12 protein-coding genes are annotated in these 14,106 nt (G+C 61.2%); 5 read left to right on the forward strand and 7 right to left on the reverse strand.

Annotated features, from left to right (window positions below; all coding sequences use genetic code 11):
- Positions 1–254: 254 nt before the first annotated feature.
- Positions 255–887: a class I SAM-dependent methyltransferase gene (locus ACQY4V_RS14140; protein ID WP_428512690.1), complete on the forward strand. Its 633-nt coding sequence runs from the start codon at positions 255–257 to the stop codon at positions 885–887.
- Between the two features lie 92 nt (positions 888–979).
- Here the strand turns inward: ACQY4V_RS14140 and glf are convergent, their stop codons facing one another.
- From glf to ACQY4V_RS14175, 7 genes are all read right to left on the reverse strand, one after another.
- On the reverse strand, positions 980–2,152 hold the full coding sequence (gene glf / locus ACQY4V_RS14145; RefSeq protein ID WP_428512692.1) for a UDP-galactopyranose mutase: 1,173 nt from the start codon (positions 2,150–2,152) through the stop codon (positions 980–982).
- A gap of 153 nt (positions 2,153–2,305) precedes the next feature.
- A complete protein-coding gene (locus ACQY4V_RS14150; RefSeq protein ID WP_428512694.1) occupies positions 2,306–2,794 on the reverse strand; it encodes a hypothetical protein in 489 nt (162 codons plus the stop codon).
- 681 nt (positions 2,795–3,475) lie between these two features.
- Positions 3,476–3,895: a GlcG/HbpS family heme-binding protein gene (locus tag ACQY4V_RS14155; RefSeq protein WP_428512696.1), complete on the reverse strand. Its 420-nt coding sequence runs from the start codon at positions 3,893–3,895 to the stop codon at positions 3,476–3,478.
- Positions 3,896–3,954: 59 nt separating this feature from the next.
- Positions 3,955–5,235, reverse strand: a complete 1,281-nt coding sequence (locus tag ACQY4V_RS14160; RefSeq protein ID WP_428512698.1) for a TRAP transporter large permease — start codon at positions 5,233–5,235, stop codon at positions 3,955–3,957.
- A complete protein-coding gene (locus ACQY4V_RS14165; RefSeq protein WP_428512700.1) occupies positions 5,235–5,777 on the reverse strand; it encodes a TRAP transporter small permease in 543 nt (180 codons plus the stop codon). Before ACQY4V_RS14165 ends, ACQY4V_RS14160 begins: the two co-directional genes overlap by 1 nt.
- A gap of 107 nt (positions 5,778–5,884) precedes the next feature.
- The gene (locus tag ACQY4V_RS14170) at positions 5,885–6,865 is read right to left on the reverse strand and encodes a TRAP transporter substrate-binding protein (RefSeq protein ID WP_428512702.1); all 981 of its coding nucleotides are present in this window, start codon (positions 6,863–6,865) and stop codon (positions 5,885–5,887) included.
- Between the two features lie 33 nt (positions 6,866–6,898).
- The gene (locus ACQY4V_RS14175) at positions 6,899–8,086 is read right to left on the reverse strand and encodes a pyridoxal-phosphate-dependent aminotransferase family protein (RefSeq protein ID WP_152493754.1); all 1,188 of its coding nucleotides are present in this window, start codon (positions 8,084–8,086) and stop codon (positions 6,899–6,901) included.
- Positions 8,087–8,255: 169 nt separating this feature from the next.
- Here ACQY4V_RS14175 and ACQY4V_RS14180 point away from each other — a divergent pair, with 169 nt between their 5' ends.
- The 4 genes from ACQY4V_RS14180 to ACQY4V_RS14195 all read left to right on the forward strand — a co-directional run bounded on the left by ACQY4V_RS14180 (position 8,256) and on the right by ACQY4V_RS14195 (position 13,932).
- Complete coding sequence (locus ACQY4V_RS14180; protein ID WP_428512704.1) at positions 8,256–11,099, forward strand: FAD-binding and (Fe-S)-binding domain-containing protein; 2,844 nt, start codon at positions 8,256–8,258, stop codon at positions 11,097–11,099.
- 9 nt (positions 11,100–11,108) lie between these two features.
- Positions 11,109–11,792, forward strand: a complete 684-nt coding sequence (locus ACQY4V_RS14185; RefSeq protein WP_428512706.1) for a GntR family transcriptional regulator — start codon at positions 11,109–11,111, stop codon at positions 11,790–11,792.
- Between the two features lie 164 nt (positions 11,793–11,956).
- Complete coding sequence (locus ACQY4V_RS14190) at positions 11,957–12,733, forward strand: enoyl-CoA hydratase/isomerase family protein (RefSeq protein ID WP_428512708.1); 777 nt, start codon at positions 11,957–11,959, stop codon at positions 12,731–12,733.
- Positions 12,730–13,932 carry a CaiB/BaiF CoA transferase family protein gene (locus tag ACQY4V_RS14195; protein WP_428512710.1) on the forward strand — a complete coding sequence of 401 codons (1,203 nt, stop codon included), beginning with the start codon at positions 12,730–12,732 and terminating at the stop codon, positions 13,930–13,932. Before ACQY4V_RS14190 ends, ACQY4V_RS14195 begins: the two co-directional genes overlap by 4 nt.
- The last annotated feature ends 174 nt before the right edge of the window (positions 13,933–14,106 follow it).

Consider the following 14,106-nt stretch of genomic DNA (forward strand, 5'->3'; position numbering starts at 1 on the left):
ATGCATGTCGGCAATTGCCTCAACCGAAAGAAGATTTTGGGGGCGAAAAGAACGACATCTGTTGTTCAACTATCGCAGGAGCGTGACGGGACGCTATTGCCCGGATGCCGATGATCGAACATGTCGACCCTCGGCGCACAGATTTTTCTTTGGACCGGCCCGGACAGGGGATATCAAATCGTCAGACAGGCAACAGCGTCTACCGCCGCGACGGTACGATGCTACCCTAAGTGACGGAAAGAGAAATCGAGCCAATGCCAAGTGACAAACCGATACAGATCGTAAAGGACCGGGCCAACGAACGCTCGGCGGATTTCATCGAGGCCAACATTGCCAACGCGCTTCTGTTCGGCAGGAAGTCGCATCTACTCGATTACGTGGCCACCTTGATCCAGGATGAGGGGCTGATGATCGAGTGCGGTGTCTTCACTGGCGGCTCGATCAACCATATGGCGGGCCTGCATCCCGAGCGAAAACTCTTCGGTTTCGACAGTTTCGAGGGCTTGTCCGAGAACTGGACAGGCAACCATCACAAGAGCGGGCATTTTGATCTCGGTGGGCAACTTCCGAAAGTCGAGCCCAATGTTGAACTCATCAAGGGCTGGATCGACGACACGTTCCAACCTTTCCTCAAGAAGAACCCGGGCGACATCGCCTATCTTCATGTCGATACCGACACTTATCAACCGGCGAAGACCATTCTGCAGCTGGCGAAACCGCGGCTGCGCGTCGGCTCCATCATCCTCTTCGACGAATTGTTCGGATATCCCGCGTGGGAGCATCATGAATACAAGGCGCTCACCGAAACGTTTCCCGAGGGCAAATATGAATTCGTCGCATTTTCACAAATGCAGGCTGCGCTGCGAATTACCAAAGCCCTGAAATAGGTCGGGTGCCGGTTCCACGGGCGCGCGATCGTGACGTATCGGAACCCGTCTCGGTCCGCAAGGGGACAAGCCGGGCATTCCGCGTGAGCCTCTCAGGGAGAAACCAGTAGCGCCGGCAAACGCTCGCCCTTCGCTTCGGCGGCAAGGAAGGCGCGAGAGGCATCGAGCGCCTCGCGGATGCAGACATCCATGTCGAGATAGCGGTAAGTTGCGAGCCGGCCGAGGAAGGTCACGCCTTGCGTTTCCTGCGCGGCCTTCACGTAGAGCGCGAGTTGTTCCTTTTCGTTCGTCAGGCGGATCGGGTAGTAGGGGATATCGTCCGGCCCTGCCTCGCGCGAGTACTCCCGGGTGATGATCGTGCTGTCGTGGCTTTCCCAAGGTGCGAAGTGCTTGTGCTCGGTGATGCGGGTATAGGGCACGTCCGGTTCGCCGTAATTCATTACCGGACAGCCCTGGAAATCGCCGCTGGTGCGCTCGTGACTGAAATCGAGCGTGCGATAGCCCAGATGCCCGTGGACGTGGTCGAAATAGGCGTCAAGCGGCCCTGACCAAAAGAGATGCACCCCGTCCGGCACCTCTGCGGGATCGAGCGATGTCGATATGCGCACGGTTATCGAAGGATGATCGAGCATGGCCTCGACCATTGGCGTGTAGCCGTCGCGCGGAAGCGCCTGATGGGCATGGGCAAAGTAGCTGCCCTCGTAGGAGAAGCGGACCGGCAGGCGCTTGAGGATCGACGCGGGAAGTTCGGTCGGGGACCGACCCCACTGTTTTTCGGTGTAGCCCTTGAAGAACGCCTCGTACAGGTCGCGGCCGATCATCGAGAGCGCCTGTTCCTCGAAGTTTTCGGGGTGCGGGATGTCTTCTGCGATGTCGGCAAGGAAATCCCTCGCCTCGGCCGGTCCCATGGCGCGGCCGTAGAACTGGTTGATCGTGGCAAGGCTGATGGGCAGCGGGAAGACACGCCCACCAACGGTCGTCCAGACCTTGTGGTCGTAGGGTACGAAGGTGGTGAAGCGGTTGACGTAGTCCCACACCTCGTCATCCCCGGTGTGAAAGATGTGCGGCCCGTAGCGGTGCAATATGATGCCGGTGTCCGGGTCGCGTTCGGTGTAGCAGTTGCCGGCTATGTGGTCTCGCGCCTCGAAGACCTGAACGTGATACCCGGCTTCCGCCAACTCGCGTGCCACGACCGCCGCGGACAGCCCCGCGCCTGCGATCCACACGTCCCTTCGGTTTCCTTCGCCGCCCGTTTTCTTTTGCATATCCATTACCTGTATGGGGTCGAATGCCCCGGTCCCTGACCGTCTGAGCAACGACCTCGAGACCCTTCATCTTCGATTTTTTGGCTCAGTTAGAGTGTCTGTAACATTCAATCATTCAGCCACCGATTTGGGAATCCCCAAACTCCGACGACCCTAGCTGAATTCATTCACCTTGGAGATTAGCCGTCCATACGTATCTTTCTTGGCCTCACCTGGACACAGCTTCAGGCTTCCATGGCTGTGCTCACTCGAGACCAACAAGGTCACAGCCGGGTTGCGCTTCGACAATTCCACGATCGAATGCATCGGGACGCGGTCATCTTCGGGGCCGTGTATCGCGAATACCGGCGTATCTACGGTGTCGGCAAGGCTTGGAAAGGCAAAGCCGCCCGAGTAGCAAATTGCTCCACCGACCTCGGGTACAGACAGCCCGAGATGTGGTGCGAGATAAAGCACGTTCAACGCCGTGATCGCTCCGGCCGATCCGCCCGCCAAGACAAGCTTACCGCTGAAATTGAACTCGTTTCTGTTGGCTTCCATCCAAACCAACAGTGCGCATGCGTCTTCCAATGCGGCCAATGCCTCGCTGCGCCGAAAGCGTGCCGGAAATCCTGAAATGGCCAGCGCTTCCAACTCATCCATTCTCGATCTGGTACTTTCCGACAAATCCGATCTCTTGGCACCCAGCCTGTACTCTGGGAACGCCACGGAGATATTTGATTTGGTTAGCCACCGAGCGATAGCGCGATGGTCCCCATGCACAATACGCCCGGTACGGAAACCTCCGGCATGAAAACAAACGACCAAGGGGCTCGGTCCCGGTCCGTTGCCTTGGTAAACATGCACATTCAGAGATTTCGGCACTCCGCGCCTGATTGTATCCCGATAACCGCGGACGAAATCAGGTTGGTATCCGAAATCGGTATATTGAACTTCGTTCTTACTCACGGATTGCTCCAACCCGTGCACCATAGGCCTTCGGCTGAATTCTTGTCATAGGCCCTCTTGCCAGACCGGGTTACTTCGAAGGGAGCGTATCGAGTGTCTGACGGTGTTGGAAGTTCGGTTGCCAAGTGTCAACTCATATGCGGCAGACAAGGCCACATAACCCGGACTGGTGATCAGGTCGTAGGACTTGGACAGTGTCTCGTTCCACATACCGCCTCGGGAATAACATTCCAGGCCCGTGACCGCCTGGTGCGGTCATCCTCAAGCACCTCGGGGCCAGCAGTCAGATGTCGGCCATTCCAGCGACAGAAGTTCGGTATCGGAAGACCCGGCTCACACATGGTTGGCGGTCGTGCAGCGAACATCGCAGTCGATTCAACCTGTTCCCGCAGTAAGACCATGCGCGTTCAAGGCGGACACGGCGCATGCTTCATCATTGTCCGAGCTATCACCCGTGATACCGATTGCCCCGATCAGCGTCTCATCGCGGTAAATCAACACACCGCCGGGAACAGGCACGAGCTGGCCCCGGTTCAATGCGTTCATGGCGTCGATAAAGAACGGTTGTTCCTGTGCCCGCGTATACAGCGCCCGGGACCCCAGGCCCATTGCCACTGCGCCTTTCGCCTTGCCCTGCGCAATTTCGGGTCGCAGGTTGCTCGTGCCGTCCTCGCGCTGAAGTGCAACAAGATGCCCTCCGGCATCGATCACCGCAATCGTTAGGGGTTTCATGTCATGCGCATGCCGATACTCCAGGGCAGAAGCGATCAGTGCATTCGCAAGTTCAAGGTTCATGACGGCAGCTCCTCGAGGTCGGGCCGGCACGCATGTGCAAGCCGGCCCGACAATCAGCTTTAGTTGTAGAAGTAATCCACTAGGAACAGTGGGATAGCAGGGATGTACGTGCACATCAGGAGCACGGTAAGAAGGACCGCGACAAAGTAGATGTTGACCTTGCTCACTTCCCAGATGTTCGCCCGCGCCACCGCACATGCCGTGATCAGAACACTGGCCACGGGCGGCGTTTGTTGCCCGATGGCGAGGTTCAGCGTAACAACAAGCCCAAAGTGGATCGGGTTGATGTCAACGGCCTCGATCAACGGGATGACAATCGGCACGACAAGGATGATCGCCGCGGCCGAGTGCAGGAAAAACCCGATGATCAGGAAGAAGAAGTTCAGGATCAGCAGGATCAACCACTTGTTTTCCGTGAGACTCAATATCCCCGCTGCCAGTTCCTGAGGATACTGTGCGCGCGTCAGAAACCCGCCCATCACCACGGATGCCGCCACCAGCAGCATGACCACCGCCGTCTGCATGCCACCGTCGAGCATCGACTGCTGCAGATGTTTGAAATCCACCTGGCGATACCACAGGCTGATCGCTATGGCCGCCAGAACCGCAAGGCCCGCGGCCTCGGTCGCCGTGACGTAGCCGCCGAAGATGCCACCGAGGATGATGACCGGCAGCGCGAAGGTCGGCAGCGCTTCGACGAAGGTCTCCCATACGCGACGGCCCGAAAACGCCTCCTCGCGCGGCAGGTCATAACGGCGGGCGAAGTAATAGGCGACGCCCATCAGGCCCGCCGCACCCATCACCCCCGGAACCACGCCTGCCACGAACAATTGCTCGACCGAAACATTGGCCGAGGTCGCGTAAAGGATCATCGGGATCGACGGCGGGATGATGATCGCAAGCGACGCCGAGGACGACGTCACAGCCGCGGCGAGCGCGCCGGAATACCCACGCTTCTTCATCTGCGGGATCAGCACCGACCCCATCGCCGCCACGTCCGCGACGGCGGAGCCGGAGATCTCGGCAAAGAACAGCGACACGCCAATATTCACATGCGCCAGCCCGCCCCGGATGAAGCCAATCAGAGACGCCACGAAGTTGATCAGCCGGTCGGTGATACCGCCGGCGTTCATGATCGCGCCGGCAAGCACGAACATCGGGATCGCGATAAGCGAGAACTTGGTCGCGCCGCTATACATGTCCAGCGCGACATTCACGAGCGAGTTGGTGCCTTCGAGCGCCAGCAGCCCACCGATCGCGGACACGGCCAAAGCGATCGCGATCGGCACGTTCAGACAGATCATCGCGACCATCGCGATGAAGATACCGAGCATCAGCATCAGGCGTTCCCCGCTTTCTTCATTTCGGTTTCGACCTCTTCCTCGATCTCGGCATGTTCGAGCGACACGCCGGCGGCCGTCTTGCGCCAATACTCAGGAAGACTCAGCGCCTGGCATATCAGGAACAGGATCGCGCCGACCGGGATCACCGATTGGGTGAAACTGACAGGCACCCATGTGACCGAGACAAGCGACATGCCTCCGAGGATCGACATTACCGTAAATCCTGCCCAGGCCAGCAGGATGAAAAAGCCGGCGGTCGTGGCCTCGGCCAAGGCCACTGCCCACATGCGCGCGGGCATAGGGACCGCAAGCAGCACGGTATCAAAGCCGATATGGCGACGCCGCAAAGCGGCGAGCGCCGAGCCGTAATAGGTGATCCATGCCAACAGGATGGCGGCGATCTCGTCGTACCAGGCCAGGCTTGACCCCAGAAGACGGTAGATTACCGCGATGACGACGATGGCGGTCAGGATAACCATGAGAAAGACCACGAAGTACTCCAGGGCGACTTCGAAGAATTTACGCAGTGAGTTGAACATGATGGGTCCCTGCCGGGCGGCGTGCCCGGCGATAGTCTTGCGACGTTTGGTGCTCAGGTGCAGCAGTGTTTGCAGGGGGCCGCTGACGGCCCCCTGCGCAGTCGGGATCAGGAACCGGAAGCGAGGCTCTGAATTTTCTCGATCAGCTCCGCACCGCCGTCGACAGTCGTCGCAAACTCTTCATAAATCGGCGCCGAGGCATCGATGAAGGCCTGGTTGTCGGCCTCGTTGACCTCGACCCCGGCCTCGCGGATCACCTCGAGAAGTTCGGTCTCCAGCTTCGCCGCGTGCTCATAGACGAAGTCCTGCGTCTCGGCACCGCACGCTTCAAGCTCGGCACGTACGTCCTCAGGCAGCTTCTGCCACTGGTTTTCGGCCACGAGGACATAGCCCGGCGTGTAGACGTGCCCGGTGATCGAGAGGTACTCCTGCACCTCCTGGAACTTGGCCGATGCGATCTGCGCATAGGGGTTTTCCTGACCGTCGATCACCTTGGTCTGCAAGGCGGTGAAAACCTCCGAGAACGCCATCGGCGTCGGGTTCGCACCATAAAGCTGGAACATCTTCACACGCCATTCGCCGTTCGGCGTACGCAGCTTGACGCCCTCCAAGTCCTCGGGTTTGTTGATCGGACGCACATTGTTGGTGATGTGGCGGAACCCGTTCTCGAAGTAACCGATGATCCGGTATCCCTCACGCTGCGCCGCTGCCTGGAATACGTCGCCCAGTTCGGCCTGGATACGGCGCATGTGATCGCGATCCTTGACGATATAGGGCATCTCGAACACGCCGAATTCCGGCGCGACCGACGACATCACCGAGGACGGCAGAGAGAAATCCACCTGCCCCAGCTTCAGCTTTTGCAGCAGTTCGCGGTCCTTGCCCAGCTGGCTGGCACCGAAGGTCTGCACCTCGGCCTTGTCGCCCAGCTTGCCATTCGCGCACTCGGCAAAGGCGTCCGCGGAGGCCTCGAAGAGCGATCCGGGGTTGCCGACATGGCCGAAGCGCAGGGTCATGTCCGCAGCACTTGCCGCAAGCGGCATGGCAATCGCCGCCACACTGGCCAGGATGGTTGCTTTGAAAGTCATAGTTTCTCCTCCCTTATTGCTCCTCCCAGAGCGTTACTCCGCGGCAAACCGCGTATTATCTGACTTTTTCAGATGCTCCATCGCCGCTTGTGCGCCGCCGGACTGGTGCGGGACGCCGGCTTTTTCCAGCCCCATCTCGACACCGGACAGCGTGGCCATCAGCATCAAGTCGTTGAAATCACCCAGGTGCCCGATGCGGAACACCTTGTCGGCCACTTTCGACAGTCCGTTGCCGAGCGAGATGTCATAGTGCTTCAGTGTTGTCGCGCGGAACGCATCGGCCGAATGCCCTTGCGGGACCAGCACCGCGGTCAGAACCCCGGATTCCTGCCCCTGCCTGGCGCAAAGCACTTCCAACCCCCACGCCCGCACCGCGGCGCGCGTCGCGGCACCATGCCGTGCGTGGCGCTCAAAGACGTTGTCCAGACCTTCCTCATGCAGCATGTCGATCGCTTCGTTCAAACCATACAGCAGGTTCGTTCCGGGCGTGTAGGGAAAATACCCCGTGGCGTTCGGCCCGACCATGTCGTGCCAGTCCCAATAGCTGCGCGGCATGGTCACCGACTTGGCATGCTCCAGCGCGCGATCGCTCACGGCGTTGAAGCTCAGCCCGGGCGGCAGCATCAGCCCCTTCTGAGAGCCCGACACGCACACATCGACACCCCATTCATCGAAACGGAAGTCGACCGAGGCTAGGCCCGAGATCGAATCGACCATAAAGAGTGCGGGATGGCCCGCCGCGTCGATCGCCTTGCGCACCTCCTCGATCGGGGACACAGACCCCGTCGAGGTTTCGTTATGCACGACGCAGACCGCCTTGATCTCGTGGTCCTTGTCCTCGCGCAGACGCGCCTCGATCCGGTCGGGCTCGGCCCCGCCGCGCCAGTCACCTTCCAGAAACTCTGGCTCCAGCCCGATCTTGCGCGCCATCTTGCTCCACAGCGTCGCGAAGTGCCCGGTTTCGAACATCAACACCTTGTCGCCCGGCGACAGCGTATTCACCAGCGCCGCCTCCCACGCGCCGGTGCCCGAGGACGGGAAGATGAAAACGTTCTGCTCGGTCTTGAAGATGGTCTTCATGCCGTCCAGCGCCTTCTTGCCGACATCGGCAAAATCGGGGCCGCGATGGTCGATGGTCTGCTGCCCGATCGCTTTCAGTATTCGGTCTGGCACGGCACTCGGGCCGGGAATTTGCAGGAAATGTCTGCCAGCTTGGCGCATTGCAACTTGTCCTTCCAGGCGCGCCGTTGATCGGCACGATTTGATGTTGCCTCAGCGTAATTATGAATTCATAATTCAGTCAACTGAAAAGTTCCGGGTCCGGAATTACGCCCGAAACAGGAAGGGAAAACAGAACACGATGCGCAACAACAGTCGCCTTTCAAGCCGCTTGAGCCGTGCTGTCGAAGGCTCGGTGATGGCCGACTCCGCGGCGCGCGCCCGCTACGCGACCGACGCATCGATCTACCAGATGATTCCCGACGCGGTCGTGGTGCCTCGCACCGTGAAGGATATCGAGGCGGCCATGGAAATCGCCCGCGAAGAAGCCGTGCCGGTACTTCCGCGCGGCGGCGGCACCTCGCAATGCGGCCAGACGGTCAATCGCGCCGTGGTCTTGGACAATACCCGGCACCTGAACCGCATTCTGGACATCGACCCCCAGAATATGACCGCCCGGGTCGAGCCCGGCCTGGTTCTCGATGAACTGAACCGCGCGCTGAAGCCGCACGGCCTCTGGTTTCCCGTCGATCCCTCCACCGCTTCGCGCTGCACGCTCGGCGGCATGGCCGCCAACAATTCCTCGGGCGGCAAATCCTTGCGCTACGGAATCATGCGCGACAATGTCCGTTCGATCTCGGCCATTCTGCCTGACGGCACCCGGGCACGTTTCGATACCGACGCCCCCGAGCCCGGCAGCTACGCCGACCTGGTGGCCGACATGCGGGCCCTCGGGCGGCGCGAAGCAGACGAGATCGACGCCCGCTTTCCCAAGGTCCAGCGTCGTGTGGGCGGCTACAATATCGACGCGCTGACGCGCAATGACCTGAACATGGCGCATCTGCTCGTCGGCTCGGAAGGCACGCTGGCCTATTTCACTGAGCTCGAACTCGGCCTCGCCCGCCTGCCTGGCGAGAAAGTCACCGGGGTTTGCCACTTTCCTACCTTCTACGCGGCGATGGACGCGGCCCAGCATCTCGTCACACTCGACCCGCAGGCGGTCGAACTGATCGACGACACGATGATCGCGCTCGGCCGCGACATACCGCTCTTCCGCAACACGATCGAATCCTTCGTCCAGGGCGATCCGGCCGCGCTTCTGCTGGTCGAGTTCGCTGAAGGCAGCGCCGAGGCCAATGCCGCCAAGCTGGCCGAGCTGTCCCGGATGATGGGCGACCTCGGTTACGCATTCACCAACAACGCCAAGGCATGGGGCGGTGTCGTCCCTGTGACGGACAACAATTTGCAGAGCGCCATCGCCGAGTACCGCAAATCGGGCCTCAACGTGATGATGTCGATGAAAGAGGCCGGCAAGCCGATTTCCTTCGTAGAGGATTGCGCCGTGGCCCTGCCCGACCTTGCGGAATACACCCAGGGGCTGACCGATATCTTCACGCGCCACGGCACGAAGGGAACGTGGTATGCTCACGCGTCGGTCGGCTGCCTCCACGTGAGGCCCGTGCTCAACATGCGGCAGGACAAGGACGTCAGGACCATGCGGTCCATCGCCGAGGAAGCCTTCGACCTGGTCAAGACGTACAAGGGGTCGCATTCCGGCGAACACGGCGACGGGATCGTACGGTCGGAATTCCACAAAAAGATGTTCGGCCCGCGCATCGTCTCGGCCTTCGAGGAGGTCAAGGCGCGGTTCGATCCGGGCGGCCTTATGAACCCCGGCAAGATCGTGCACGCCCCCGCGATGGATGATCGTCGCGTCTTCCGCTACGGGCCGGATTATGCCGTGCCGGAGTTCGAAACCGCGCTCGACTGGTCCGCGTGGCCGGGGGCCGGGGGCGGCTTTCAGGGCGCGGTCGAGATGTGCAACAACAACGGCGCCTGCCGCAAGCTCAAGGGCGGTGTCATGTGCCCGTCCTTCCGCGCCACCAGGAACGAGCGTGACGCGACGCGCGGCCGCGCCAACACCTTGCGCTTCGCGATCAGCGGACAGATGCCCGGCGGTCTGACCTCGGATGCCATGGCGGACACGATGAAATACTGCGTGTCCTGCAAGGCATGCCGCCGCGAATGCCCTACCGGCGTCGACATGGCCCGCATGAAGATCGAAGTCCTGGCCGCCCGGCGCCGGACCTCCGGCCTCACGCTCGCGGACAAGCTGGTGGGCTACCTGCCTCGCTACGCGCCAACGGCGGCCAGGCTCGCGTGGCTCATGAACCTGCGCAACAAGATCGGCCCCGCGCGCAAACTGACCGAAAAGCTTACAGGCGTGTCGCACCGACGTGACCTTCCGGTCTGGTCCTCGAATCCCTTCCGCGATGACGAGGCGCAGGATGCCGATCCCGATATTCTGATGTTCGCGGATGTCTTCAACCGCTACTTCGAACCAGAGAACCTGCGCGCCGCGATCCGTGTCCTTCGCGCGGCAGGCAAGCGCGTCGCGGTGGCCCGCGATGATAGCGGCAGGTCGCTCGATTGCGGACGCACCCTGCTGGCAGTGGGATGCGTCGACGAGGCCCGTACCGAGGCGCAACGCGTCATCGACGCGACAAAGGCCGCCGTGGGCAACGGGATTCCTGTCGTCGGGCTCGAACCTTCGTCGATCCTGACTTTCCGCGACGAGTTCCTGGCACTTTGCCCCGGCCACGAGGCGCAGGCGCTGGCTTCGGTCACGCACACGTTCGAGGAGTATCTCGTCCAGCTCGCGGACCTTCCGCTGAAGCCGATTGACCGCCCGATCTACGTGCACGGCCATTGTCACCAGAAGTCCCACGATGCCGTCAATCCGATGCTCGACCTGCTCAATCGCATCCCCGACGCAGACGTAACCATGATAGAAAGCAGTTGTTGCGGCATGGCCGGCGCCTTCGGCTACGCGCCCGAGACCATTGACGTGTCACTCAAGATGGCCGGCCTCGATCTCTTTCCGGCGCTCGATGCGGCGCCAAGGGATGCGTTCATCGTGGCCGACGGTACCTCCTGCCGACATCAGATCGCCGACGGCACGCCACGGCGCGCGCAGCACGTGGCACACTTGCTGGATCAAGTAATTGAATATTAGGATGCTGTGATGAACCTGAATGAAAGCATCAAGCGACCGACCCTCCACCAGGAACTGGTCGAGCGATTGCGCAACCTGATCGTCGAAGATGCCCTCAAGCCGGGCGAGAAGGTTCCCGAAAAGGAATTGTGCGAAACCTTCGGCGTCTCGCGGACTCCGCTGCGCGAAGCGCTCAAGGTTCTTGGCTCCGAGGGCTTGGTCATCCTGCAGGCGAACCGGGGTGCGCGCGTCGCCGAGGTAACACGCGCAGAAATCGAAAGCACGTTTCCCGTGATCGCGGTGCTGGAACAGCTCACCGGTGAACTGGCCTGCCGCAACCTGAGCGATGCCGAGATCCAAGCTATCGAGAAACGGCACGCCGCCATGGTCAGGGCCTATCACGCCCGGGACCGCCAGACCTACTTCAAGGCCAACCAGGACATCCACAACGCCCTGCTGATAGGCGCGCGGAACGAAATCCTGGAAATGCATCACCGCATGCTCGGAATGCGAGTTCGCCGGGCGCGGTTCATGGTCAACCTGTCCGAAGAACGCTGGGCCCAGGCGATCGAGGAACATGAAGACATAATGGAGAAACTCCGCGCCCGAGATGCGCAGGGGCTCGGTCAGGTCATGAAGACTCACATGATGAACAAGTTCGCGGCGCACCTGAAGGCGATGGGCTCCGGTGGCCTCGAGTCCGACAGTGCCTGAAACGCGTACACCACAATGACGGAACCAATTCCCGAACAAGACGCGCGGCGTGCACGCCGACGACGGCTCGCAGCCCGCCCGTGCAGAGCGTAACTCCCAACGCACCGCACCTTTTTCATGTTCCGATCAGCAATGCCCCGTTTTCCTGTGGAGACCTTCTTGAAATGACAGACGAACTCAACTCGCAGCTTCGCGACAAGACCCTCTGGATCGCGTTCAATCGCCCCGAGGCGCGCAATGCCCTGACATTCGCCATGTACGAAGAACTGGCCGACATCTGCGCCAACGTTCCAACGGACGGGTCCGTGCGCGCGGTGGTCATCCACGGCGCGGGCGGCAAGGCCTTCGCGGCGGGCACCGATATGACGCAGTTCCGCGGCTTCAAGACGGCGCAGGACGCGCAAGACTACGAGAACGAAATCACCCGCATCCTGACCGCCGTCGATACGTGTCCGGTCCCCACCGTGGCCGCCATCCACGGCGCCTGTACCGGCGGTGGCGCCTCGATCGCCGCGGCCTGCGACATCAGGATCGCCAGCGCGCAGCTGAAGTTCGGCTTTCCCATCGCCCGGACGCTGGGCAATTGCCTCAATGCCGGCAACCTGGCCCGGTTGAGCGAACTTATCGGCGCGGGGCGCGTCCGGGAGATGATCTTCACCGCGCGCCTGATGACCGCCGACGAGGCGCTGGCCACCGGCCTCGTCTCCGAGGTCCTGAGCGATGAAGACGCCCTGCTTCTGCGTGCCGAGGCTCTGGCGGAGCATCTTGCGGACATGGCGCCCCTGACCCTGCGGGCCACGAAAGAGGCGATGCGCCGCAACCGCGAAGCGCTCGCTGTGGAAGACAACGATCTCATCGCCATGTGCTACATGAGCAAGGATTTCAAACATGGCCTCGAAGCCTTCCTGAACAAGACCAAACCCGAATGGAGTGGAGAATGAGCAGCCAAGGTCCCCTTGCCGGCATGAAGGTCATCGAACTTGCGCATATCATGGCCGGGCCGGCCTGCGGCATGATGCTGGCCGATATGGGCGCAGACGTGATCAAGGTGGAAAAGCCCGACGGCGATGACAGCCGCCGATTCCTGCCTCCCGAAATCAACGGCGAAAGCGCCGCTTACCTGATGATGAACCGCAACAAGCGCGGCATCGCTTTGAATCTCAAGGATCCCGATGCCATCGCGGCTCTGGGCAAACTGCTCGAAGATGCCGACGTGGTGATCGAAAACTACCGTCACGACACGATGGAGCGCCTCGGGCTTGGCTACGAGACACTTCGAAAAAGAAACCCCAAGCTGGTCTATTGCGCCATCTCCGGATTCGGCCGCACCGGCCCCTATGCAGAGCGCGGTGGCTTCGACCTGATTGCACAGGGCATGTCGGGCCTGATGTCGATCACGGGCGAGGGGCCGGGCCGTCCGCCGGTCAAGCCGGGCGCGCCGATTTCCGATATCACTGCGGGGTTTCTTGCGGCTCTGGGGTGCGTTTCGGCCTATTCGCATGCGCAGAAGACAGGCCAGGGACAGATGGTTGACACCTCGCTCTTCGAGGCCGGCATCTCCCTTACATACTGGCAATCCGCAATCGCCTTCGCGACGGGCGAGTCGCCGGGCGCCCTCGGGTCGGCGCATCCGCTCAACGCGCCCTACCAGTCGTTTCGCACGCGCGACGGCTGGATCAATATCGGCGCCGCAAACCAACGCAACTGGATGCGCCTGCTCGAGATCATTGACGCACCCGAACTCGGCAGCGATCCCCGCTTCGAAACCAACCTCGCCCGCATGCAACATCTGCAAGAGCTCGTTCCGATCCTCGAAAGCCACTTCATGCAACACGACACGCAAGACTGGCTGGACCGGATGGAGGCCGCGGGCCTGCCCGCAGGCCCCGTGATGACCATCTCCGAGATGCACAACGACCCGCAGGCGCTGGCACGGGACATGATCGTGGAAACCGATCATCCAAGGGCCGGCACGGTCAAGGCCATCGGACTGCCGATCAAGTTCAGCGACACTCCGGGCGCCGTCACCACCCCGGCGCCCACGCTCGGTCAACATGGCGTGGAAATTCTGACCGAACATGGATATTCGCAGGACCAGATCCGTTCGCTCGAAGAAAAAGGAGCGCTCATCGCATCTTAGTCGATTGGCTGCCGTTGCTTTGGATAGGCGAAGCCGAGCGCGGTCATCGCAAGACGCGACACTTTCGGCACCCGCCGATCGAACCGCCTCGACCTTTCCTTCGGGACCATTGGCCGCCAAGGTGTGAACGATCCTGGCGCCTCAACGCGTCGAGTTATCCGCTGGTCTTGGGGA

Source organism: Roseovarius sp. (assembly GCF_965277045.1).
Lineage (GTDB): Bacteria > Pseudomonadota > Alphaproteobacteria > Rhodobacterales > Rhodobacteraceae > Roseovarius.